Annotated in this window: 20 protein-coding genes; 12 read left to right on the forward strand and 8 right to left on the reverse strand. The window is 57.0% G+C overall.

The features are described 5' to 3' along the window. Positions 1 to 100 precede the first annotated feature (100 nt). A complete protein-coding gene (betT, locus tag KGA69_RS23835) occupies positions 101 to 2,134 on the reverse strand; it encodes a choline BCCT transporter BetT (protein ID WP_015704693.1) in 2,034 nt (677 codons plus the stop codon). Positions 2,135 to 2,262: 128 nt separating this feature from the next. Between betT and betI the strand changes: the two genes are divergently transcribed. The 5 genes from betI to KGA69_RS23860 all read left to right on the forward strand — a co-directional run bounded on the left by betI (position 2,263) and on the right by KGA69_RS23860 (position 8,806). Then, positions 2,263 to 2,856 carry a transcriptional regulator BetI gene (gene betI, locus KGA69_RS23840; protein ID WP_045392822.1) on the forward strand — a complete coding sequence of 198 codons (594 nt, stop codon included), beginning with the start codon at positions 2,263 to 2,265 and terminating at the stop codon, positions 2,854 to 2,856. Positions 2,857 to 2,867: 11 nt separating this feature from the next. Next, entirely contained in the window at positions 2,868 to 4,340 is a 1,473-nt protein-coding gene (gene betB, locus KGA69_RS23845; protein WP_042893339.1) for a betaine-aldehyde dehydrogenase, read from the forward strand. 14 nt (positions 4,341 to 4,354) lie between these two features. Further along, on the forward strand, positions 4,355 to 6,019 hold the full coding sequence (gene betA, locus KGA69_RS23850) for a choline dehydrogenase (protein WP_213292706.1): 1,665 nt from the start codon (positions 4,355 to 4,357) through the stop codon (positions 6,017 to 6,019). A gap of 894 nt (positions 6,020 to 6,913) precedes the next feature. Further along, positions 6,914 to 8,029 carry a YbdK family carboxylate-amine ligase gene (locus tag KGA69_RS23855; protein WP_047049401.1) on the forward strand — a complete coding sequence of 372 codons (1,116 nt, stop codon included), beginning with the start codon at positions 6,914 to 6,916 and terminating at the stop codon, positions 8,027 to 8,029. A 48-nt stretch (positions 8,030 to 8,077) separates the two neighbouring features. Continuing rightward, positions 8,078 to 8,806, forward strand: a complete 729-nt coding sequence (locus tag KGA69_RS23860; RefSeq protein WP_213292707.1) for a phosphodiester glycosidase family protein — start codon at positions 8,078 to 8,080, stop codon at positions 8,804 to 8,806. 44 nt (positions 8,807 to 8,850) lie between these two features. On the opposite strand, the gene KGA69_RS23865 is transcribed toward KGA69_RS23860, so the two are convergent. After that, positions 8,851 to 11,574 (reverse strand): cation-transporting P-type ATPase, encoded by a 2,724-nt coding sequence (locus tag KGA69_RS23865; RefSeq protein WP_045393331.1) that lies wholly within the window; start codon positions 11,572 to 11,574, stop codon positions 8,851 to 8,853. Positions 11,575 to 12,073: 499 nt separating this feature from the next. Here KGA69_RS23865 and KGA69_RS23870 point away from each other — a divergent pair, with 499 nt between their 5' ends. Beyond that, entirely contained in the window at positions 12,074 to 12,322 is a 249-nt protein-coding gene (locus tag KGA69_RS23870) for a DUF1158 domain-containing protein (protein ID WP_015704686.1), read from the forward strand. 56 nt (positions 12,323 to 12,378) lie between these two features. On the opposite strand, the gene KGA69_RS23875 is transcribed toward KGA69_RS23870, so the two are convergent. Both KGA69_RS23875 and KGA69_RS23880 read right to left on the reverse strand, forming a co-directional pair. Then, positions 12,379 to 12,720, reverse strand: coding sequence for a RamA family antibiotic efflux transcriptional regulator (locus KGA69_RS23875; RefSeq protein ID WP_015367806.1), 342 nt, complete (start codon positions 12,718 to 12,720; stop codon positions 12,379 to 12,381). Positions 12,721 to 12,752: 32 nt separating this feature from the next. Next, a complete protein-coding gene (locus tag KGA69_RS23880) occupies positions 12,753 to 13,868 on the reverse strand; it encodes an MBL fold metallo-hydrolase (protein WP_162184063.1) in 1,116 nt (371 codons plus the stop codon). A gap of 173 nt (positions 13,869 to 14,041) precedes the next feature. On the opposite strand from KGA69_RS23880, the gene KGA69_RS23885 reads away from it, so the two are divergent. From KGA69_RS23885 to nfsB, 3 genes are all read left to right on the forward strand, one after another. Then, positions 14,042 to 14,623 carry a TetR/AcrR family transcriptional regulator gene (locus KGA69_RS23885; protein ID WP_045393337.1) on the forward strand — a complete coding sequence of 194 codons (582 nt, stop codon included), beginning with the start codon at positions 14,042 to 14,044 and terminating at the stop codon, positions 14,621 to 14,623. Continuing rightward, positions 14,623 to 14,991 carry an MmcQ/YjbR family DNA-binding protein gene (locus KGA69_RS23890; protein WP_015367809.1) on the forward strand — a complete coding sequence of 123 codons (369 nt, stop codon included), beginning with the start codon at positions 14,623 to 14,625 and terminating at the stop codon, positions 14,989 to 14,991. The genes KGA69_RS23885 and KGA69_RS23890 overlap by 1 nt, the downstream gene beginning before the upstream one ends. Positions 14,992 to 15,111: 120 nt before the next feature. After that, on the forward strand, positions 15,112 to 15,765 hold the full coding sequence (gene nfsB / locus KGA69_RS23895; protein ID WP_015367810.1) for an oxygen-insensitive NAD(P)H nitroreductase: 654 nt from the start codon (positions 15,112 to 15,114) through the stop codon (positions 15,763 to 15,765). Between the two features lie 142 nt (positions 15,766 to 15,907). Here the strand turns inward: nfsB and KGA69_RS23900 are convergent, their stop codons facing one another. After that, complete coding sequence (locus KGA69_RS23900; RefSeq protein WP_045393340.1) at positions 15,908 to 16,945, reverse strand: DUF2157 domain-containing protein; 1,038 nt, start codon at positions 16,943 to 16,945, stop codon at positions 15,908 to 15,910. A gap of 24 nt (positions 16,946 to 16,969) precedes the next feature. Next, the gene (locus KGA69_RS23905) at positions 16,970 to 17,839 is read right to left on the reverse strand and encodes a helix-turn-helix transcriptional regulator (protein WP_045393343.1); all 870 of its coding nucleotides are present in this window, start codon (positions 17,837 to 17,839) and stop codon (positions 16,970 to 16,972) included. A gap of 109 nt (positions 17,840 to 17,948) precedes the next feature. Between KGA69_RS23905 and KGA69_RS23910 the strand changes: the two genes are divergently transcribed. The 3 genes from KGA69_RS23910 (at position 17,949) to KGA69_RS23920 (ending at position 21,246) form a co-directional block, all read left to right on the forward strand. Continuing rightward, positions 17,949 to 19,376, forward strand: coding sequence for an MFS transporter (locus KGA69_RS23910; RefSeq protein WP_045393346.1), 1,428 nt, complete (start codon positions 17,949 to 17,951; stop codon positions 19,374 to 19,376). 77 nt (positions 19,377 to 19,453) lie between these two features. After that, a complete protein-coding gene (locus tag KGA69_RS23915; protein ID WP_047049418.1) occupies positions 19,454 to 20,698 on the forward strand; it encodes a mechanosensitive ion channel family protein in 1,245 nt (414 codons plus the stop codon). A gap of 131 nt (positions 20,699 to 20,829) precedes the next feature. Next, entirely contained in the window at positions 20,830 to 21,246 is a 417-nt protein-coding gene (locus KGA69_RS23920) for an Exc2 family lipoprotein (RefSeq protein ID WP_045381305.1), read from the forward strand. Between the two features lie 36 nt (positions 21,247 to 21,282). Here the strand turns inward: KGA69_RS23920 and pheP are convergent, their stop codons facing one another. Both pheP and KGA69_RS23930 read right to left on the reverse strand, forming a co-directional pair. Then, entirely contained in the window at positions 21,283 to 22,659 is a 1,377-nt protein-coding gene (gene pheP, locus KGA69_RS23925) for a phenylalanine transporter (protein WP_045393352.1), read from the reverse strand. Between the two features lie 106 nt (positions 22,660 to 22,765). Then, positions 22,766 to 24,070: an NAD(P)/FAD-dependent oxidoreductase gene (locus KGA69_RS23930; RefSeq protein ID WP_213292708.1), complete on the reverse strand. Its 1,305-nt coding sequence runs from the start codon at positions 24,068 to 24,070 to the stop codon at positions 22,766 to 22,768. Positions 24,071 to 24,209 lie beyond the last annotated feature (139 nt).

A 24,209-nucleotide genomic window follows, 5' to 3' on the forward strand; every position in this document is an offset into this window, starting at 1 on the left:
CATTAAATGGCTATTTAATAATTAAAGCTGTAAATTGACAATGTATTAGATTGCAAGAAAAGGGCGTCATTTATTACATGACGCCCTGGTAAAAGCGGGTTTACATTCCAGGGAAGGTGACGCTATTCCCCGGCGCTTCCCTGTGTAGATGAATAAAGTTCAGGTGCCGCTCGTACTGGTCGAGAATATCGGTGATCACCTGCTCTTTGCTGTAATCCATCAGGTCGTTACCCTGGCTTCCTTCCAGCAGGAAAGTCTCAAGACGGTAGTAGGTCGATTTGCCGCTGCGCGCCCGGTAGGTAAAACCGGGAATCGAGTACTGCTGCGGCCAAATCTGGTAGACGAAGTTCTGTTCGTCGCCCATATGCACCAGCAGATCGAGGTGACCAAGGTTATCACCCTCTTCCGGCGGCAGGCTTTTCAGCTCAACGTAAGCGCCGCGCAGCTTCAGCTCCTGCGCCACCTCTTCCATCGCCGGGAAGCATACCGTCTCCATCATCTGGCGGGTATAGCGCGTGCCGGGATAGTTCATCAGGCGTGACAGGCGCTTTTTCCAGCTCAGACGATCCTGCACGCCAAGCGGGCGCGGCGCGGTATCACGGTTAGCGCTTTCACGGCGATAATCCTCCACCTTCAATGACTTATATAACCCCGCCATCACGAAGAAAATCACAAAGCTGAACGGTAGCCCCATGATCACCGTCGCGTTCTGTAGGGCGGAGATGCCGTTAGTCATCAGCATACCGAGGGTCAACAGGCCAATCACCACCGACCAGAAGATGCGCAGCCAGTTCGGCGCATCGCTATTAATATCCTTCAGCTTCGAAGTGAAGTTGCCGAGCACCAGCGCGCCGGAGTCCGCTGAGGTGACATAAAACAGCAGGCCGGTAATGGTGGCGACCGAGGCGCTAAAGGTAAACGCCGGATACTGCGCCAGCAGGTTATAGAAACCGCGCTCCGGGTGAGCGATGGCTTCGGCGGCAAAATCCGCATTGCCGTGAATAATTTCATACAGCGCGCTATTGCCGAATACCGACAGCCACAGCAAGGTGAAAGTGAACGGAATAATCAGCGTACCTACCACAAACTGGCGAATGGTGCGCCCGCGCGAAATACGCGCCAGGAACAAGCCGACAAACGGCGACCATGCCACCCACCAGGCCCAGAAGAATAACGTCCAGTTATTCATCCATTCCACCGGGCGGTCGAAGGCGAAGCTGTTCAGCGTCATTCCCATAAAGCGATTGACGTAATCCCCGACGTTCAACACCAGCGCATTGAGCAGGAACTCGGTATCGCCCATAAACAGAATGAATAAGATCAGCCCCAGCGCCAGTACCACGTTGAGCTCGGAAAGGATACGAATGCCCTTATCCACGCCGGAGGTCACCGAAATGGTGGCGATAATCACCGACAATACAATCAGCGCCGCCTTTGCCCCCAATGAATCAGGAATATGGAACAGCACGCTCAGGCCATAATTGAGCTGCACCACGCCGATACCGAGGGTGGTGGCGATACCGAAAATCGTACCGATCACCGCGGCGATATCGACGCTGTGGCCGATGGGGCCATTAATCTTTTTCCCGAAGATAGGATAGAGCGCGGAGCGGATGGTAAGCGGCAAATTATAACGATAGCTAAAGTATCCCAGCGCCATTCCCATCAGGGCGTACATCGACCAGCCGGTGAGCCCGTAGTGGAATAGCGTCCACACCATCGCCTGGCGGGCGGCTTCCATGGTCTGCCCCGCCCCTTCCGGCGGCTGCATATACTGCGTGACCGGTTCGGCGACCGAGAAGAACATCAGGTCGATGCCGATCCCGGCGGCAAACAGCATCGCCGCCCAGCTCAGCACGCTAAACTCCGGCTTCGAGTGCTCCGGCCCCAGTTTCACCGAGCCAAAGCGGGAACAGGCAATACAGACGACGAACACGATATACAGCGTGGCGGCGAGTAAATAATACCAGCCGAAGGTTTTAGAAACCCAGTTCAGGGTACGGCCAATCCAGGCCGCGGAAAAATCGCTGAAGAAGATAGTCATCAGGGAAAACAACAAAATCAGTCCTGCGGAAGTGTAAAAAACCACCGGATTGATTTTGTCCTTTTCTCTGCTCGGCGAAAGGTCTGTCATCCATTCTCCTTACATTTATTGCAACTATTAAAAAGCAAATCGGTAACAATTAAGACACATTTTATATTGAACGTCCAATCAAAAACCGCTTTAATAGATAAACAAATCTGATGAATGGAGTCCAGGAAATGCCAAAACTGGGGATGCAATCGATACGTCAGCGACAGCTGATTGACGCTACGCTGGCGGCGATTAATGAGGTCGGCATGCATGACGCCACCATCGCGCAGATCGCCCGCCGGGCGGGCGTATCGACGGGCATCATCAGCCACTATTTCAAGGACAAAAACGGCCTGCTGGAGGCGACGATGCGCGACATCACCGGCCAGCTACGTCATGCGGTGTTACAGCGGCTGCGGGCGCTACCCGGCGCCAGCGCTGAACGGCGTCTGCGGGCCATCGTCGCCGGCAATTTCGACGACAGCCAGATAAGCGGCGCGGCGATGAAGGCCTGGCTTGCCTTCTGGGCCAGCAGTATGCACCAGCCGATGCTCTACCGCCTGCAGCAGGTCAGCAGTAAGCGTTTGTTATCGAATATCGTCTATGAGTTTCAGCGCCAGCTGCCGCGCGAGCAGGCGCAGGAAGCGGGCTATGGCCTGGCGGCGCTGATCGATGGCCTGTGGCTGCGTGCGGCGTTAAGCGGTAAACCGCTCGACAAAGCCCGCGCTGAGGCGCTCGCGGACCATTTCATCAGGCAGTATCTGCCACCGACTTCGCAATAATGGAGGAAACCATGTCCCGAATGGCCGAACAGCAGCTTTATATTCACGGCAAGTTTGTCGCCGCCACCAGCGGTAAAACTTTCGAGACCATCAACCCTGCCACTGGGGAAGTGCTGGCAACCGTCCAGGCCGCCGGGCGTGAAGACGTCGACCGTGCGGTAAAAAGCGCCCAACAGGGGCAGAAAGTCTGGGCGGCGATGAGCGCGATGGCGCGCTCGCGGATCCTGCGTAAAGCGGTTGATATTCTGCGCGAACGTAACGATGAGCTGGCGCGTCTGGAGACGCTTGATACCGGCAAACCGCTGAGCGAAACCGCCGCCGTCGATATCGTGACCGGCGCCGATGTACTGGAGTACTACGCCGGATTGATCCCGGCGCTGGAAGGCAGCCAGATCCCGCTGCGCGACAGTTCTTTTGTCTACACCCGCCGTGAACCGCTTGGCGTGGTCGCCGGTATCGGCGCCTGGAACTACCCGATCCAGATAGCGCTGTGGAAATCGGCCCCGGCGCTGGCCGCCGGTAACGCGATGATCTTTAAACCAAGCGAAGTCACTCCGCTCACCGCGCTGAAGCTGGCGGAAATCTACCGCGAAGCGGGTCTGCCGGATGGGGTCTTCAACGTCCTGCCGGGGATCGGCGCCGAAACCGGCCAGTACCTGACCGAGCATCCGGACATCGCCAAAATCTCCTTCACCGGCGGTGTCGCCAGCGGCAAAAAAGTCATGGCCAACTCCGCCGCCTCTTCTTTAAAAGAGGTGACCATGGAGCTGGGCGGTAAATCACCGCTGATTATCGCGGAAGATGCCAACCTCGACCTCGCCGCCGATATCGCCATGATGGCCAATTTCTACAGCTCCGGTCAGGTCTGCACCAACGGCACCCGCGTGTTTGTGCCCGCGAAATTTAAAGCCGAATTTGAGCACAAGATCCTCGAGCGCGTAGGCCGTATCCGCGCCGGAGACCTGTTTGCCGACGATACCAACTTCGGCCCGCTGGTCAGCTTCCCGCATCGCCAGAATGTCCTGCGCTATATCGAGAGCGGCAAAAGCGAAGGCGCTCGCCTGCTGTGCGGCGGCGATGTGCTCAAAGGCGAAGGCTTCGATAATGGCGCATGGGTCGCTCCGACGGTCTTCACCGACTGCACCGACGACATGACTATCGTGCGCGAAGAGATCTTCGGACCGGTGATGTCGATTCTCAGCTATGACGACGAAGCGGAAGTGATTCGCCGCGCCAACGCCACCGAGTACGGCCTTGCCGCTGGCGTCGTCACGCCGGATCTGAACCGCGCTCACCGCATCATCCACCAGCTGGAAGCAGGCATTTGCTGGATCAACAGCTGGGGCGAATCGCCGGCGGAAATGCCGGTCGGCGGCTATAAGCACTCCGGCATTGGCCGAGAAAATGGCGTGATGACGCTACAGAGCTATACCCAAGTGAAATCCATCCAGGTTGAGATGGGTCAGTTTCAATCCATATTTTAACCAGGAGGTCATTTTTGCAGTTTGACTACATCATTATTGGCGCCGGCTCCGCCGGCAACGTCCTCGCGACGCGTTTAACGGAAGATCCCAACACCACCGTCCTGCTGCTGGAAGCGGGCGGTCCGGATTACCGCTTTGATTTCCGCACCCAGATGCCCGCCGCGCTGGCTTTCCCGCTGCAGGGCAAACGCTACAACTGGGCCTATGAGACCGAACCGGAACCCTATATGAACCACCGCCGCATGGAGTGCGGACGCGGTAAAGGTCTCGGCGGATCCTCGCTAATTAACGGCATGTGTTATATCCGCGGCAACGCCATGGACCTTGATAACTGGGCCGCCGCGCCGGGGCTGGAACACTGGAGCTACCTCGACTGCCTACCCTATTACCGAAAAGCGGAAACCCGCGATATCGGCCCTAACGACTATCACGGCGGCGACGGCCCGGTGAGCGTCGCTACGCCGAAACAGAATAATAATCCGCTGTTCCATGCGATGGTGGAAGCCGGCGTGCAGGCGGGCTATCCGCGCACTGACGATCTCAACGGTTATCAGCAGGAAGGGTTTGGCCCGATGGATCGCACCGTGACGCCGCAGGGGCGTCGCGCCAGCACCGCCCGCGGCTATCTCGATCAGGCCCGCAGCCGCGCGAACCTGACCATCCGCACCCACGCCATGACCGATCACATTATTTTTGACGGCAAACGCGCCGTCGGCGTCGAGTGGCTGGAAGGCGATAGCAGCGCGCCGTCAAAAGCGACGGCCAATAAGGAAGTGCTGCTGTGCGCCGGCGCCATCGCCTCGCCGCAAATTCTGCAACGTTCCGGCGTCGGCAACCCGGAGCTACTGCGCCAGTTTGATATTCCGCTGGTCCACGCCCTGCCCGGCGTGGGTGAAAATCTGCAGGATCATCTTGAGATGTATCTGCAGTACGAGTGCAAAGAGCCAGTGTCGCTGTATCCGGCGCTACAGTGGTGGAACCAGCCGAAAATCGGCGCGGAATGGCTGTTCGGCTGCACCGGGATCGGCGCCAGCAATCAATTCGAAGCGGGTGGATTTATCCGCAGCCGCGAGGAATTCGCCTGGCCAAATATTCAGTACCACTTCCTGCCGGTGGCGATTAATTACAATGGTTCTAATGCCGTTAAAGAGCATGGTTTCCAGTGCCACGTTGGCTCGATGCGTTCACCAAGCCGCGGCCATGTGCGCCTGAAATCGCGCGACCCGCATGCCCATCCGGCAATCCTGTTTAACTATATGTCGAGCGAACAGGACTGGCAGGAGTTCCGCGACGCCATCCGTATTACCCGCGAAATCATGAACCAGCCGGCGCTGGATAAGTATCGCGGGCGCGAAATCAGTCCTGGCGTTGAGTGCCAGAGCGATGCGGAGTTAGATGAGTTTGTGCGTAATCACGCCGAAACCGCGTTCCACCCGTGCGGCACCTGTAAGATGGGGTACGACGACATGGCGGTGGTCGACGGAGAAGGCCGCGTCCACGGTCTGGAAGGGTTACGGGTGGTCGATGCGTCGATTATGCCGCAGATAATTACCGGCAACCTGAACGCCACCACGATCATGATTGGCGAGAAGATGGCCGATGCCATTCGCGGGCGTCAGCCGTTACCGCGCAGCACCGCGGCCTACTATGTCGCCGGCGACGCGCCGGTTCGCCGCTAAACGAGCAGGTCCCCGGATTGCGCTACGCTCATCCGGGCTACCAAATCGCACAACGTTGTAGCCCCGGTAAGCGACAGCGCCACCGGGGATTTTGAAGCCGCCAGCACCGGTGTCAGCGATACGCCACTCGCCCTCCCCGGATTGCGCTACGCTCATCCGGGCTACCAAATCGCACAACGTTGTAGCCCCGGTAAGCGACAGCGCCACCGGGGATTTTGAAGCCGCCAGCACCGGTGTCAGCGATACGCCACTCGCCCTCCCCGGATTGCGCTACGCTCATCCGGGCTACCAAACCGCACAACGTTGTAGCCCCGGTAAGCGACAGCGCCACCGGGGATTTTGAAGCCGCCAGCACCGGTGTCAGCGATACGCCACCCGGCCTTCCCGGATTGCGCTACGCTCATCCGGGCTACCAAATAGCACAACTCTGTAGCCCCGGTAAGCGACAGCGCCACCGGGGATTTTGAAGCCGCCAGCACCGGTGTCAGCGATATGCCACCCGGCCTCCCGGATTGCGCTACGCTCATCCTGGCTACCAAATCGCATAGCGCTGTAGCCCCGGTAAGCGACAGCGCCACCGGGGATTTTGAAGCCGCCAGCACCGGTGTCAGCGATATGCCACCCGGCCTCCCGGATTGCGCTACGCTCATCCTGGCTACCAAATCGCATAGCGCTGTAGCCCCGGTAAGCGACAGCGCCACCGGGGATTTTGAAGCCGCCAGCACCGGTGTCAGCGATACGCCCTCCCCGGATTGCGCTACGCTCATCCGGGCTACCAAATCGCACAACGTTGTAGCCCCGGTAAGCGACAGCGCCACCGGGGTTTTCTCATCCCGCCCGCACTCTCTGCGCTTCACCTATACTTGCAGTTTAAGCGGGGACAGGAGAAAGACGATGACGCTACCCGATTTTCACGTCTCAGCGCCTTTTACGCTTGGTATTGAGCTGGAGCTACAGGTCGTCAACCCGCCGGGATACGACCTCAGCCAGGATGCCTCCACGCTGATTGCCGATGTGCAAAGTGAACTAACGACGGGAGAGGCTAAACACGACATCACCGAAAGCATGCTGGAGATAGCCACCGGCATCTGTCGCGATATTAGCCACGCCACCGCACAGCTCGGCGCCATCCATCAGGCGGTACAGCGCGCCGCTCTCCGTCACCACCTGCAGATCTGCGGCGGCGGATCGCACCCTTTCCACGCCTGGCAGCGCCAGCAAATCAGCGATAATCCGCGCTATGTGAAAACCGTCGAGCACTTCGGCTATCTGGCAAAGCAGGCGACGGTATTTGGCCAGCACGTTCACGTCGGCTGTCAGAACGGCGATGACGCCATCTATTTGCTGCACGGGCTGTCACGCTTTGTACCGCACTTTATTGCCCTCAACGCCGCCTCGCCGTGGTTCGACAGCACCGACAGCCGCTTTGCCTGTTCGCGTCTGAACCGTTTCTCTTCCTATCCCGATAACGGGCCGATGCCGTGGGTAGAGAACTGGCAGGCCTTTCAGCGTTTATTCCGCCGCCTGAGCTACACCAGCATGATCGACAGCATGAAGGATCTGCACTGGGATATTCGCCCGAGCCCGGTGTTCGGTACCGTCGAGGTGCGGGTGATGGATACGCCGCTGACGATAGGCCAGGCGGTGAATATCGCCGGATTTATCCAGACGCTGGCCTGTTGGCTGTTAAGCGAACGGCCGTTTAAACATCAGCCGGAGGATTACCTCCTCTACCCTTTCAACCGCTATCAGGCCTGTCGTTACGGCCTCGACGGGGTGATAACCGATGTCTGGTCCGGAGAACAACAAAGCATCCGCGCGAACATTCTACAGTTAGCCGACAGACTGGCGCCCTTTGCCCATAAGGTGCACGCCAGCGCGGCGCTGGAATCGGTTGTGCGCCAGGCCAGGTCCCCCATCAGCGAAGCGCAGCAGATGCGCGAATTCATCGCCAACGGCGGTTCGCTGATCGGCTTGGTACAAAAGCATTGCGAGATTTGGGCGGCATAAGGAAGCGAAACGGGTATACTCGGCGCAGGATATTCAAAAGGATTGTTCATGTTATTACGCCGCCTGCTCCCTCTTGCACTTCTTCCCTTCACTGCCTTTACCCATGCTGCCTGTACGCTCACCGACCCCACGCTGACCTTGCAAAGCTATACGGTTAATCCGCAGCAGGAGCGCATCGTGATGTACTGGCAAAAGCAAAATGGCAAAGCCTGGGGATCGCTACGCTCGCTGCTTGCGGATATCAATAAAGACGACCGCGTCCAGATGGCGATGAACGGCGGGATATACGATAAGGCCTACGAACCGCTGGGCTTGTATATCGAAAACGGCGAGCTGCTAAAGCCGCTCAACCGCGCCTCCGGCGGCGGCAACTTTTTCATCCGCCCCGGCGGCGTATTCTGGCTGAAGGGCCAGCGGGCGGGAATAACGCCTATCAACAACTTTAAGCCATCGCCAGAGATAACCTACGCCGTGCAGTCCGGGCCAATGCTGATTGAAAACGGCGCCATCAACTGGCGGCTGAAGCCCTCCGCCAGCTCGCGCAAACTGCGCAACGGCGTCGGCATTGATAAGCAGGGACGGGTGGTATTTATGCTTAGCGAGCGTGAAACCAATTTCTACGATTTCGCCTGTTACGCGCAGTCCAAACTCCACGTGCGCCAGATGCTCTACCTCGACGGCACCATCTCAAAAATGTATCAAAAGGGCGGCAGCATACCGTGGCAGTACCATCCGTTCGTCACCATGATCGCGGTGGAAATCAAAAAACCAGGCTAAAGGAAAATGGCGCCCGCTCAATCCTGAAGGGGCGCCGGAGGGGATCAGGCAGCTTTACGGAAACGGCGGGTCAGCCGCTTCTCAATTTCAACCACCAGGAACATAGCCACACCAATCACCAGGGTCACGAACCAGTAGCGCAGCGGCAGCGCCTCAGTGCCGAACATGTTCTGCATCAACGGTACATAGATGATGACCAGCTGCATCAGCAACAGGACGCCGGTCACCAGCCAGATGCCTTTGTTGCGCAGCAACCCTTTGTTCAGGGAGAAACTGTCGCTGCTGCGGCAGTTAATCATATAGACCCACTGCGCGGTCACCAGCATCTGCAGCAGCACGGTGCGGATGAACTCGGCGCTGTGGCCGCGCGGCGCCAGCCAGGCTTCGAGAATAAAAGCGGCGACGGCAATCATCGAACCGACAAAAGCGACGCGCCAGACGGCGAACCCATCCATCACGTGCTGGCCGGTCTTACGCGGTGGACGGTTCATCACGTTGCGCTCGGCGGCTTCAAAGGCCAGGCCGAAGGAGAGCGTGGCCGAGGTCGCCATGTTCATCCACAAAATCAGCACCGGCGTCAGCGGAATAATATTGCCCGCCAGCAGCGCGATGATGATCAACAGCCCCTGCGCGAGGTTGGTCGGCATGATGAACAGGATGGTCTTTTTCAAGTTGTCGTAGACGCGACGCCCCTCCTTCACCGAACTGGCGATGGTGGCGAAGTTGTCGTCGGTGAGCACCATATCGGCGGCCTCTTTGGTCACCTCGGTCCCTTTAATGCCCATGGCGATGCCCACGTCGGCCTGGCGCAGCGCCGGGGCGTCGTTAACGCCGTCACCGGTCATGCCGACCACTTCGCCGCTATCCTGCAGCGCCTTTACCAGACGCAGCTTATGCTCCGGACTGGTACGGGCGAAAATATCAAACTCCACCGCCGCCTTCGCCAGCTCGGCATCATCCATATGCTCAAGCTGATAGCCGGTCATCGCCTGGCGGCTGTTGGCGATCCCCAGCATCTGACCGATGCTCATCGCCGTCTGCGGGTGGTCGCCGGTGATCATCTTCACGCGGATCCCGGCGGTCTGGCAGGCGTGGATCGCGTCAATCGCCTCCGGACGCGGCGGATCCATCATTCCGGCGATGCCGAGGAACACCAGCCCTTCCCTCAGGTCATCGTGGGTCAACGCGGCGCTGCCGACGGCTGCCGGTTTGCAGGCGGCGGCAACCATCCGTAACCCCTGGCGGGCAAAGCGCGCCATTTCGTCTTCCCAGTACTGACGGTCAAACGGCATTGGCCCCTGCTTGCTCATCTGCTGGCCGCACAGGGCGAAGATGACATCCGGCGCGCCGGTAATCAGTACCCGCTCCTCATCGCCAATCTGCTGATGGGTGGCCATGTATTTGTACTGCGAGTCGAACGGAATTTTCGCCACCAGCCGGGTGACGACCGGCGCTAACTGGGCTTTCGCCGCTAATACCTTCAGCGCCCCTTCGGTCGGGCCGCCGGTGATGCTCCACAGGCCACGTTCGTCCTGAACGATCTGGCTGTCATTGCACAGATCGATGGTGCGCAGGTAGGTTTCCAGCACGCTGCCCGGCTGGACCACCACCGGCTCGTCGCTGCCCTCCTGGAAAATGCGCCCCTGCGGCTCATAGCTGTCGCCTTCAACGCGGTAGCAGCAGTCGGCGGTGATGATCGCTTTCACCGTCATCTCGTTCATGGTCAGGGTGCCGGTCTTATCCGAACACACCACGGTCATCGCGCCAAGCGTTTCAACCGTCGGCAGCTTGCGGATAATCGCCCGCTTACGCGCCATCGTCTGTACGCCGAGCGACAGGATAATCGAGATAATCGCCGGCAGTCCTTCCGGTACCGCCGCCACCGCGAGGCTAATCAGCGACAGCAGCAGCTCGCCCAGCGGGATATCGCGCAGCGCGAGGCTGAAGAAGAACAGCGCCACCATCATCGCGAGGATGATGACAAAAATCGCTTTCCCCAGTTTATCCATCTGCACCAGCAGCGGAGTACGGTGCTTTTCAATAGCCGCCATCATCTGATTGATGTGGCCTAGCTCGGTCTCTTGACCGGTAGCGGTAACCACACCGACGCCGCTGCCGGCGCTGATAGTGGTGCCGGAGAAGACCATATTGGTGCGGTCGCCCAACGGCAGTTCGCCCTGTAGCGTCACGGTGGTTTTATCCACCACCGTCGACTCGCCGGTGAGGATCGCCTCTTCGACCCGTAGATTGTGGCTTTCAATCAGGCGCAGATCCGCCGGAACGCGGTCGCCGGCGCGCAAAATAACAATATCGCCCGGCACAAGGTCACGAGTGGGGATGGTTTCATGCTTGCCGTTGCGCAGCACGCGGGCATCGCTGGAGAGCATGTTGCGGATCCCCTGCAGCGATTTTTCGGCATTGCTCTCCTGAATATGACCGATCAACGCATTAATGACGGTAACGCCGAGAATAACCAGAGTATCGACCCAGTGGCCCATCACCGCGGTGAGCGCGGCAGCGGCCAGCAGGACGTAAATCAGGACATCGTTGAAGTGGGCGAGAAAACGCAGCCATGCCGGTTTGCCTTTCTTTTCCGGCAGCGCGTTAGGGCCGTATGATTTCAGGCGACCGGCGGCTTCAGCGGTGCTGAGACCGTCGGCATGGCTCTTTTTTTGCGCCAGTACCGCCTCGACTGTTTGCTGATAAGCCTGCTGCGGCGCGACGTCGCCCGAGGGCGTGATGTTGTGGGGATTAATCATGCTGGTCAAAATAAAGTTTCCTTTTAAATTCCGTGAATCGGAAAGCCTGAAATCATTTCTGGCCAATGAATTAATGCGTTTTGCGAGCAAGATCAAATTATCCAGCCACAACATTTATTTACTCGCAAATTTAAAAATACATGGTAAGTTGGTTCTAAAAACAAATATTACAGAGTATTTCTAAACCATTTCTAAACGAGGTAAAACATGTTTGGAATCTACCGTGGACGCCGTCTGGCGCTGTATGTCGTACTGGCAATCATTATCGCCACAATTGTGGGATATAGTACTTATACTTTTGTAAAAATGCTGGGGTAATAAATGACGGTAATTTACATCACGATGCAATTAACTTAATCACAAATATTACTCAATAAATTAACAGGGGGTTTTAATTAATAGTATTAGAAATAATATGAATGACGTAAATTAATCAGCGGATAAAGCATATTGCGTTAACGGACTTTTTACCGGACAATATGTTTTTTAACTGACGATTAACATCATAATGAAACACCCGCTGGAAACGCTATTATCCGCCGCCGGCATTTTGCTGTTAGCCCTGATTTCTTGCTTGCTATTGCCGGCGCCCTCGCTCGGCCTGACGCTGGCGCAAAAGCTAGTCACATCCTTCCACCTGATGGATCTCAACCAGCTCTATACCTTGATCTTCTGCCTGTGGTTCTTAGCGCTGGGAGTCGTCGAGTACCTGGTATTACGCTGGGTATGGCGCCGCTGGTTCTCACTGGCAGATTAAGCAGTAAGAGAGAAAAAAAGCCCGCCGATAAAGGCGGACTGGTATGCGGCCGGCGCTCAGTGCGCACGGCTGTGGTTCTCTTTGCGATACGCGCCCGGCGGCTGATTGAAGGTCCGGGTAAAGATACGGGTGAAGGTTTGCTGCGAATCAAAGCCGTATTTCAGGCAGATATCATAAACCCGCTGGTCGGTATCTCGCAGGTCGCGCGCCGCCAGCAGCAGTTTACGCTCGCGAATGTAGCGCCCGAGACTTTCCCCTTTGTACTGTAAAAACAGCCGTTGCAGATGCCATTTCGAATACCCGGCATGGCGCGCAATATCATCAATTCGCAGCGGTTGATGCAGATTGTCATCAATCCATTCCACGATAGTGTCAATCACCTGAGCGGATATATTCATATCTCTTCTCTCCTCCTGAACCACTCTGGCGGTTAGCGCCACCAGGCGTTAAATGATTGTGTCTTATCAGCGACCCACACCGGTTCGCCCAGCATTGGCGTGACTAAGCGCCACTCACGTCCTTCACTGGCTGCCGCCAGCCGCTGGTACGGATCGTCCCAGCTGTGTTTTGCCAGCACAAAGCGTCCGGCATGCCCCGGTAATACCGACCGGGCGCGTAAATCATCGGCGGCCTGCGCCGTTTCTTCCGGCATCATGTGGATGTACTTCCAGTCCTGGTCATATTGACCGTTTTCCATGATCGCCAGGTCGATAGGACCAAACTGCTCGCCAATCGCCTTAAAATGCGGGCCATAGCCGCTATCGCCGCTGTAATAAATCTTTTGCTGCGGGGTGACGAACAGGAAGCTGGCCCACAAGGTCTGGTTGCGTTTCAGCCCGCGGCCGGAAAAATGACGAGCCGGCAGCGCGTGTACGGTCAGTTCATCGCTGATTTTTACCGTCTGGTTCCAGTCCACTTCGTTGATAATCGCCGCATCCATTCCCCAGTAGCGCAGATGCGAGCCGACGCCGAGCGGCGTCACCACGCGTTTAACTTTCGGCATCAGCGCTTTAATGGTGGCGTAGTCGAGATGGTCATAGTGATCGTGGGAAATTATCAGCACATCGATCTCAGGCATCTGCTGCGCGTTCCACGGGTAGTCGCCGGGGAAGGCCTTATTGATGAAAGAGAACGGCGCGGCGTAATCGCTAAATACCGGGTCGATCAGGATACGTTTCCCCGCCAGCTGCAGATACCACGATGAGTGGCCAAGCCATACCATCACGTCTTCGCCAGACGGCAGGCCGGCAAGATCGGTATTCACCAGCGGCAACGGCTGCAGCGGGCGTGCGTTTTCTCGCTTAGTCACCAGGAAATCCCACCACGCGGCCAGCATGTTTTTCTGCCCGGTGAATCCCGGCGTCGGCAGTTGGTTATGGAACTGACCGTCACGATAATTCGGCGACTGTTCGACAAGACTGAGCTGCGCACCCTGCGGCGCTTTGCCAAAACCGGCATTAAGAACAAACGGCAATGTCGTTGTTGCTGCTAATAACATAATGGCGACCACGCTAAAGGTGACACGGTTCATATCCTGACCAGACAAAAGCCCCATCCAGGGGACTTTATGATATAACTTGATTATGAGTGAGTAAGCACTCATTATTGAGAAGGAGTCGAAAATCGTCAAGACTATTTTCAATATTTGACATCTGGCGTTGCAGTTGTGCGGTCCGCCGTGATTAGATCGGGGTTTAACTTTCTGCGAGGTAAAATGTAGTGGCTCGTCCTAAGAGTGAAGATAAAAAACAAGCGTTACTGGAAGCCGCCACGGCCGCTTTCGCCCAGTCCGGCATTGCCGCTTCAACATCGGCGATAGCCCGCAGCGCGGGGGTTGCCGAGGGAACGCTGTTTCGCTATTTCGCCACCAAAGATGAGTTGCTCAACGAGTTATACCTCGCCATTAAGATGCGCTTAGTACAGACGATGATCGCCGGGCTCAATCCTGACGAAAAGCGCCCGAAAGAGAACGCGCGCAATATCTGGAACAGCTATATCGACTGGGGGATGCGTAACCCTATGGAATACCGCGCCATTCGCCGTATGGCATTGAGCGAACGCATCACCGATGAAACCCGCAGCCTGGTCAAAGAGAGTTTTCCCGAGCTTAACGAGATGTGCCAGCTGTCGGTGAAAGCGGTTTTCCTTAGCGACGCCTATCGCGCTTTCGGCGATGCCCTGTTCCTGTCGCTGGCCGAAACCACCATCGAGTTCGCCAGCCACGATCCGCAGCGCGCCCGTGAGCTTATCGCCCTCGGTTTTGAGGCCATGTGGAATGCGCTGCACGAGAGTGAGCATTAATGGATAACGAAGCGCTACACCATCACGCGCAGCGTATCGCGCTGACCTACCCTTTCACCGAGCACTGCTGGCCGTTTGGCCCGGAGTATGACGTGTTTAAAGTCGGCGGGCGTATCTTCATGCTAACCATGACCCTTCGCGGGCGGGCAATCGTCAACCTGAAGGCCGATCCGCAAAAATCGCTGCTCAATCAGCAAATTTACCGCAGTATCGAGCCGGGCTATCACATGAACAAAAAGCACTGGATCACCGTGGTGCCGGGCGAGGATATCAGCGAGGATTTACTTGCCGAGCTTATTGACGACTCGTGGAATCTGGTGGTGGATAAGCTGGCGAAAAAAGACCAGCGTCGGCTGCGTCCCGGCTGATTTTCAAATAAATGCGATAAGTGTTATCGCATTTTTCACTCTTATCATTTCCCGCGCATCGCTGTACTCTTCCTCCCACGAAATGTGCCCGTAAGGGGCTGAAAATTGTGAGGAAGAGTCATGGATATTATCTCAGTTGCCTTAAAACGTTACTCCACTAAGGCCTTTGATCCGGCGAAAAAGCTGACGGCCGAACAGGCGGAAAACCTGAAAACGCTGCTGCAATATAGCCCGTCGAGCACCAACTCCCAGCCGTGGCACTTTATCGTCGCCAGCAGCGATGAAGGCAAAGCCCGCGTCGCGAAAGCGGCCAGCGGCACCTACGTGTTCAACGAACGTAAAATCCTCGACGCTTCCCACGTTGTCGTGTTCTGTGCGAAAACCGCGATGGACGATGCGTGGCTGGAAAAAGTTGTTGATCAGGAAGACGCCGATGGCCGTTTTGCCACTCCGGAAGCCAAAGCCGGCAACCACAAAGGCCGCACCTTCTTTGCCGATATGCACCGCAAAGAGCTGAAAGATGACGATCAGTGGATGGCGAAACAGGTTTATCTTAACGTGGGCAACTTCCTGCTCGGCGTGGCGGCAATGGGTCTGGATGCGGTGCCGATCGAAGGCGTCGATTTCGCCATCCTTGACGAAGAGTTTGGTCTGAAAGCGCAAGGTTATACCAGCGTAGTTGTGGTGCCGGTCGGTCATCACAGCGTGGAGGACTTCAACGCCGCACTGCCGAAATCCCGCCTGCCGCAGTCTACCACCATCACCGAGATCTAATCTCCGCGCGCTGCCCTCCCCGGTGGCGCTGACGCTTACCGGGGCTACCAACCGAGTGCAGGATCGTAGCCCGGATAAGGCGCAACGCGCCGCCATCCGGGGAGGACGGCGGCGATCGCTTACGCTTAGCAGGGAAAAACCGTTACTTTTTCTCCCCCTCGCCGGCGTGCCAGATCCGCTCGGCGTAGCGGCCAATCATCGCCAGCGACGCCGCCAGGATCAGGAAAAACACCACCTTGTGCAGGCTGTACCAGAAGAATTCGAAAAAGCGGGTATAGAGGTTGATGGCGAGAAACGTCAGGCCAAATCCACGCAGCATGCCATCGTCGGTTTTCAGGCTGATATAAATACAGATCACCGCCGCCAGCGCAAACAGCAGTCCCCACGGCAGCAGTTGCGCCTGACTGACCCCATACCAGCTCTCGGAATCGTAGTTGCCGAATATCGACAGGATCCACAGCGCGACAAACAACCAGGTCAACCCCATCGCCTTACTGACGGTAAACAACTGCCGCTGGCGTAATACATTTTGCATCAAGTAGCACAGCGCCAGCAGCACGCCGCCGAACAGCACGAAACGAATCGGGAAGCTCATCCCCAGCCAGTAGGCCCCCCAACCTGATACATAGCCGGTTTCCGCGCCAAACCAGTTCCCCAGCGCCAGCAGAAAGAACAGCCACACCAGCCCGGAGCGGGCGAAATACCCTATCAGGCCGTAAATCGCGCAGCCGAGCAGTATTAGCGGCGCCACGTGGCCGCTGCCGTCGTCCAGCCGATCGCCTAGCTGCCACAGGGCAATGGCGGTGCAAATCACGCCGAGGAACAAAATCGCCTCGGTGCTATAGTGCCACTGCGCTTCGCGACGCTGACGGCGGAACCCCCAATAATAAAATGCGATGGCCAGCAGCGTCGGCAGGATAATGCGCGCGACAGCGGAGTCGCTGAACAGATTGATAATCGCCGCAATCAGTTCGGCATCGGCGAACAGGCTGCCCAGCGCAATCAGTACGCAGGCTATCGCGGTCCAGAAGGCATAGCGGCTCAGGCGCTGCCAGTCGAAAGCACGGACAGATAGCGACGCTGACAGCCGTTGGCCGTCGCTGCTGTTCAGGATCCCCTCCTGCTGCCATTGCTCGATAGCACGTTGAATAATCCGCTGCTGCTTGCGGGTGACGTTCATAAGCGTTCCTTGTCCATTGCGGGCTTAGCCCTGTTGATCCAGCCAGGCCAGCGCCTGTTCTCCGGTTTCATCCAGCGGTAAATAGACCAGCAGACGCGAACCGTTGCGCGGCGCGGAATACCAGTACATTTGCTGCAGACTAAAGCGCCCGAGCTGCGGATGGTTAAAATTTTTCACCTGGTTTTCGACGCCGCGCACCTCGTAGCGCTGGTGCCATAGCGCTTCAAACTCCGACGAGGCGGCGAAAAAACGCGCCAGCTTATCTTCCCACTCTGGCGAGCCGCGATGCTCAGCCATCGCCGCGCGAAAATAGGAAACAAAAGTCGGCAACACGTCGCGATTTTCAATGCGGCTACGCCAGGCTTCGCAGGTGAGATAGAGATAGATGCAATTGCGGTCTTCTTCGGCAATCGTCGCGAAATCAACGCCCATCAGGCGGCAAAAGCTGTCATTCCAGGCGACGATATCAAAGTTCGGTTTCTGAATGCTGGCGGGCTGCGGCATCAGGCTATCAAGCATGCGTCGGGTTCCGGGGCTTATCCCCTCGCAGACCGTGGCCTGCGTATTCTCTGGGGGCGTTAAGCCTGCCAGAACGAACAGATGACGGGTCTCCAGCGGGCTGCACTGAAGCGCGCTGGCCACGCCGCTTAATACCGCCGCCGACGGATTCACTTCCCGCCCCTGCTCAAGCCAGGTGTACCAGGTCACGCCGACGTCCGCCAGCATCGCCACTTCCTCCCGGCGCAGCCCCGGCGTCCGCCGCCGCCCGACGCGCGGCAGGCCGAGACGCTGCGGGTCAAGACTTTCGCGGCGGGCGCGCAGAAATGCCCCCAGCTGTTTACGGCTATCATCGGGCGCGAGATTCAGCGCCTCACGTTGCAGCATTAGCGTCATCGTTCCTCCAGCATGGTAGTACCAATACCAGTATAGACAGGAACTGGTACCCGTTTAATTAATCGGAGATGCTACGGCCATCCGCTGAATGACGCAATGGAGAGATCCGATGAATTCGTCTGCTGTTTCACCCGGCCGCGCCGGCTTACTGCTGTTACTGACCGGCCAGATGCTGCCGTTAATTGATACCTCGATAACCAACGTGGCGCTGGATTCGATCACCCACTCCCTCGACGCCAGCGCCACCCAACTGGAGCTTATTGTCGCGCTGTACGGCGTGGCCTTTGCCGTCTGCCTGGCGATGGGCAGCAAACTGGGCGATAACTATGGACGCCGCCGCCTGTTTCTGTGGGGTGTGGCGGTATTCGGCATCGCCTCGCTGCTATGCGGAATGGCTAACTCCATTAACGCCCTACTCGCCGCACGAACGCTGCAAGGTGCCGGCGCGGCGCTGATCGTGCCGCAAATCCTCGCCACCCTGCACGTCACCCTGAAAGGCACCGCTCACGCCAGGGCGATCAGCCTCTACGGCGGTATCGGCGGCATCGCGTTTATCGTCGGCCAGATGGGCGGCGGCTGGCTGGTCTCCGCCGATATCGCCGGGCTCGGCTGGCGCAACGCCTTCTTTATCAACGTGCCTATCTGCCTGCTGGTGTTGGCCTTTAGCCGCCGCTATGTGCCGGAAACCCGCCGCGAAAGCCATTCCAGCATCGACTGGCAGGGAACTTTCAGCCTGGCGTTAATCCTCTGCTGTCTGCTGTTCCCGATGGCGCTGGGGCCGGAACTGCACTGGCCATGGGAGCTACAGCTGCTTTTGCTGGCCGTACTCCCCCTGCTCGGCTGGATGCGCCTGAGCGCGCTGCGTAAACAGCAGCGCGGTGAGCAACCGCTGCTACCGCCGCGGCTGTTAAAGCTCACCAGTATCCGCTTTGGGATGGCTATCGCGCTGCTGTTCTTCAGCGCCTGGTCCGGCTTTATGTTTTGTATGGCGCTGACCATGCAGGCCGGGCTTGGGATGGCGCCGTGGCAGTCCGGCAACAGTTTTATTGCTCTCGGGGTGGCCTATTTTATCTCCGCGTTGTACGCGCCGAAGCTTATCGCCCGCTACAGCATGGGGCGCATTTTGCTGATAGGCCTGGCGGTACAGATTAGCGGCCTGCTGCTGCTGAGCGCCACCTTTTATCAACTTGGCCTGCGGACCACGACGCTGGCGCTGGTGCCCTCCACCGCGCTAGTCGGCTATGGTCAGGCGTTAATCGTCAACAGTTTCTATCGTATCGGGATGCGGGACATTCGCGCCTGCGACGCCGGAGCCGGTAGCGCCATCCTCAGTACCCTGCAGCAGGCGACGCTGGGCCTGGGGCCGGCCATTCTTGGCTCGCTGTTCTTGACCCTGGCCCAGCGCGGCGGTGGCGACTATGCGCAGGCGCTGATCGTCTTCCTGCTGGTCGAGGTGGCGATGATGCTGCTGCTGGGCGCTATAGCCCTCTGGCTGCGCCATCACCTGAACCTGCAGCCGGCGGCGACGGCGTCCTGATTCACAACTGTGTAACCTCTGATTTGCATAATAGTCATCCAGCGGTCATCATAACCGCTGGATGTACAGGAGACGTTATGCAGGAATTAATATCGCAAATCGCCGCATTAGGCATCAAAATCACCCCTACCACCTCGCTCATCATTACCTTTGGCATTATTTTTCTGACGGCGATTGTCGTTCATCTCATTCTGCACAAAGTGGTACTGCGCACCTTCGAAAAGCGGGCGCAGGCCAGCAGCCATTTATGGCTGCAAATCATCACGCAAAATAAACTCTTTCACCGCCTGGCGTTCACCCTACAGGGAATTATCGTCAACGTTCAGGCCGTGCTCTGGCTGCAGAAAGGCAGCGAAGCGGCGGAAATTTTATCCACCTGCGCGCAGCTGTGGGTAATGGTTTACGCCATGCTTTCCTTCTTCTCGCTGCTGGACGTGATTTTCAATCTGGCGCAAAAATTCCCCACCGCCTCGCAGCTGCCGTTAAAAGGCATCTTTCAGGGCATTAAGCTGGTTACGGCGATTATTATCGGCATTCTGATCATATCGCTGCTAATTGGCCAGTCGCCGGCGATTCTGATTAGCGGCCTTGGCGCGATGGCCGCCGTGCTGATGTTAGTATTTAAAGACCCGATTCTTGGCCTGGTGGCCGGGATCCAGCTTTCCGCCAACGACATGCTCAAACTCGGCGACTGGCTGGAGATGCCGAAATATGGCGCTGATGGCGCGGTTATTGATATCGGTCTGACCACGGTAAAAGTGCGCAACTGGGATAACACCATCACTACAATCCCCACCTGGTCGCTGGTCTCGGATTCGTTTAAAAACTGGAGCGGGATGTCGGCCTCCGGCGGGCGTCGCATTAAGCGCAGCCTGAACATCGATACCACCAGCATCCATTTTCTTGACGAGCAGGAGCAACAGCGCCTGATTCAGGCCAAATTGCTAAAGCCCTATATGGACTCGCGCCATCAGGAAATTAACGAGTGGAACCAACAGCACGCCAATGCGCCGTCGGTGCTCAACCTGCGCAAAATGACCAATATCGGCACCTTCCGCGCCTATCTGCAGGAGTATCTGCGTAACCATCCGCGGCTACGCAAGGATATGACCATGATGGTGCGCCAGTTAGCGCCGGACGCTAACGGCCTGCCGATTGAGATCTACTGCTTTACCAATACCGTGGTGTGGGCGGAGTATGAAGGCATTCAGGCGGATATCTTCGACCATATCTTTGCGGTGGTTGACGAGTTCGGCCTGCGTATTCACCAGACGCCAACCGGCAACGACATTCGTTCGCTGTCTGGCGCGCTGTCGTCCTGATTCCCGGCTGGCGCGCATTGCGCGCCAGCGTACTCTCACTCCACTATCATTTCTCAGGGCTAGCCGTCGACACAGTTTAAGCAGATGATCTTTTCACCAATATGGATTATCGCCAAAGGACGCTCTGCATAATGAAATTAACCACAACGTTTGTCGCGCTTGGCTGCGCTTTAGCACTCCTTTCCGGTTGCACCTCATCGAAGACCTCGCCAGAACGCCATGCTTATAGCTTCGTGTCTCACCGTTCAGATTTCGTCGGCGGAAATTTCACCGTTAACCGTCAGCAAAATTATCAGATGAACCTGCCTAACTTCCGCGATATCTATGCCCGCGGGCAAGAAGATCGGAAAAAAGGGGTGAGTGAAAGCGATGCGCAGCGGGTTGCCGACGCCATTAAGCAACAGGCGCTGGAAGGGGTGAAGTCACAACACTCCTTCAACGGTAATGCGAGCGATCGGTGGAGCGAAACGATGGAAGCGAAGGATGCTCGTCTGTTTGGTAATGAGCTGGCTGGCGCCTATCTGGACGGCTTCCACGGGATAAAATAAGTTGTGTCGCCCCGCCAGTCCGCGGGGCGATAAGCCTTACGCCGGGCGGCGCAGCAGTTTGAAGGCGGCAAACAGGAAGATAATCCACACCGGCAGCAATATCGCCGACAGACGCATCCCGTCAATGGTGCACATCAGTACCAGAATCAAACCGAGAAAAGCGATGCAGAAGTAGTTGCTGGCTGGCGCCAGTAACGCTTTGAACTTCGATTCGCGGCCTTTACGACGCTGCGCGGCGCGAAACTTCAGATGCGCCATACAGATCATTATCCAGTTAAGCAGCAGCGTCGCCACTACCAGCGCCATCAGCAGCCCCAGCGCTTCATGCGGCAGCAGATAGTTCAGCACCACCACCAGCGAGGTAATGATGCCTGACAGCAGCAGCGAATTCACCGGCACGCCGCGTTTGCTGACGCGGGCGAGAAACTTCGGCGCATTGCCCTGTACCGACAGGCCGAACAGCATCCGGCTATTGGAATAGACGCCGCTGTTATAGACCGACAGCGATGCCACCAGAATGACGAAATTCAGTGCGGAAGCCACCACGTTGCTGTCAAGATTATGGAAAATCATCACAAACGGGCTGCTATCGGATTTAATCTCCACCCACGGATAGAGCGCCAGCAGCACCACCAGCGAGCCGATGTAAAACAGCAGGATACGGTAAACCACCTGGTTGACCGCTTTCGGAATGCTCTTTTCCGGATTTTGCGCTTCCGCGGCGGTAATGCCGATAAGCTCCAGCCCGCCGAAAGAAAACATAATCACCGCCAGCGACAGCACCAGGCCATGCCAGCCGGTGGCAAGGAAACCGCCATGCTTCCACAGGTTATCAAAACCGGCTTTGCTGCCGCCGTGGCCGCCAAACAGCATCCACAGGCCAAAGGCGATCATGCCGATAATCGCCAGCACTTTAATCAGCGCGAACCAGAATTCTGCTTCGCCATACAGGCGTACATTGACCAGGTTGACGGCGTTAATAATGATGAAGAAGGCCGCCGCCCAAACCCAGGTGGGCACGTCCGGGAGCCAGTACTGCATATAAATCCCGGCGGCGGTCAGTTCCGCCATCCCTACCAGCACGAACATGACCCAGTAGTTCCAGCCGGAGAGAAAGCCGGCGAACGGGCCCCAGTATTTATAGGCAAAGTGGGCAAAGGAACCGGATACCGGCTCTTCCACCACCATCTCGCCAAGCTGGCGCATAATCAAAAAAGCGACAATACCGGCCACGGCGTAACCCAGTAATACCGCCGGGCCAGCCATTTGAATCGCGGGACCAATGCCGAGAAACAGGCCGGTACCAATCGCGCCGCCAAGGGCGATAAGTTGAATATGTCGGTTTTGTAAACCGCGATGAAGCGTCGGGCCGCTCTCTTCCACGGCATCCGACGACGTTGACGCGTCTTTCACGTCGTTCCCCTGTGTGTTTTTGTGAAGGGGCACCTTTTATCACTTAGGGGGGATTGTCGCAAGTTGCACGGGGCGCCAGGCCCCATGGCGGATTAAAAAACCACGATCAATGCAGCTTCAGGCGCGGGCGAATAATCCGGTTTATCCCGCCGGATAACATCATCAGGCCGGTTTTAAAATAGCCGTGCAGCGTCACCTGGTGCATCCGATACAGCGAATCGTAAACCATCCGCGCAATACGCCCTTCCACCATCATCGGGCCGATCGGTAGATGCCCCATAATGCTGCCGAAGGTTGTGTAGCCGGAGAGCGAAACCAGCGAACCACGATCGCGATAGGAGAACGATTTCAACTTATGCCCCTTCATGCGGGCGATAATATTGTCGGCGGTGAAGAGCGCCATTTGATGCGCCGCCTGGCCGCGCGGCGGGATGAATCCGCCTTCCGGACGCGGGCACGCCGCGCAGTCGCCGAAAGCAAAAATATCAGCGTCGCGCGTGGTTTGCAGCGTCGGGGTCACCACCAGCTGATTGATACGGTTGGTCTCCAGCCCGGCAATATCCTTCATGAAGTCCGGCGCTTTGATCCCCGCCGCCCAGACAATTAAACTCGCCTCGATAAACTGGCCATCTTTAGTATGCAATCCACGCTCCTCAACGCCGGTGATCGTGGTATTGGTCATCACATTCACGCCAAGTTTACGCAGCTTTTCGTGCGCGGCGCGGGAAATCCGTTTTGGCAGCGCGGGCAAAATACCGTCGCCGGCCTCTATCAGGCTGACATTTAACGCTTCGTTGGTCAGATCTTTATAACCGTAGCTACGCAGTTCTTTTACCGCATTATGTAATTCGGCAGATAATTCAACGCCGGTAGCGCCACCGCCAACAATGGCAATATTGACCTTACCGGTGGTCTGCGGGTCGGCGGAATAGCGCAGAAATTGGTTCAGCATTTGCTGATGAAATACTTTTGCCTGCTCAGCGCTGTCGAGGAAAATACAGTGTTCTTTTACCCCTGGCGTATTAAAATCGTTCGACGTACTGCCCAGCGCCATCACCAGCGTATCCCAGCGCAACTTGCGTTCCGGCACCAGCATTTCTCCCTGCTCATCCCGCAGCGCGGCGATAGTAATGGTCTTATCCTGCCGATCGATATCCATTACCGAACCGTGCTGGAAGGAAAAGTGGTGTTTGCTGGCATGGGCGAGGAAACTCAACGCATCCACGCCTTCATCCAGCGAACCGGTGGCGACTTCATGCAACAGCGGTTTCCACAGATGACTCTGGCTGCGGTCGACAAGGGTAATATTCGCTTTCCGCCGACGCCCTAATTTACGTCCCAGTTGGGTCGCTAGCTCCAGCCCGCCGGCGCCGCCGCCGACAATAACGATCTCTTTTAATGGCGTAGTCAAGGTGAACTCCAAAATAATTAATTAAATGTTAATTAAAAACTCTCAGATAATTTTTAGTTAACAATAATTCAAACAATAAAATGCCAGTCATCCATTAGATGATTACGGGATGCATATTGGTAATCGCAAATTTAATTGG

It is taken from the genome of Klebsiella sp. A52 (assembly GCF_018388785.1).
GTDB classification, from domain to species: domain Bacteria; phylum Pseudomonadota; class Gammaproteobacteria; order Enterobacterales; family Enterobacteriaceae; genus Klebsiella; species Klebsiella aerogenes.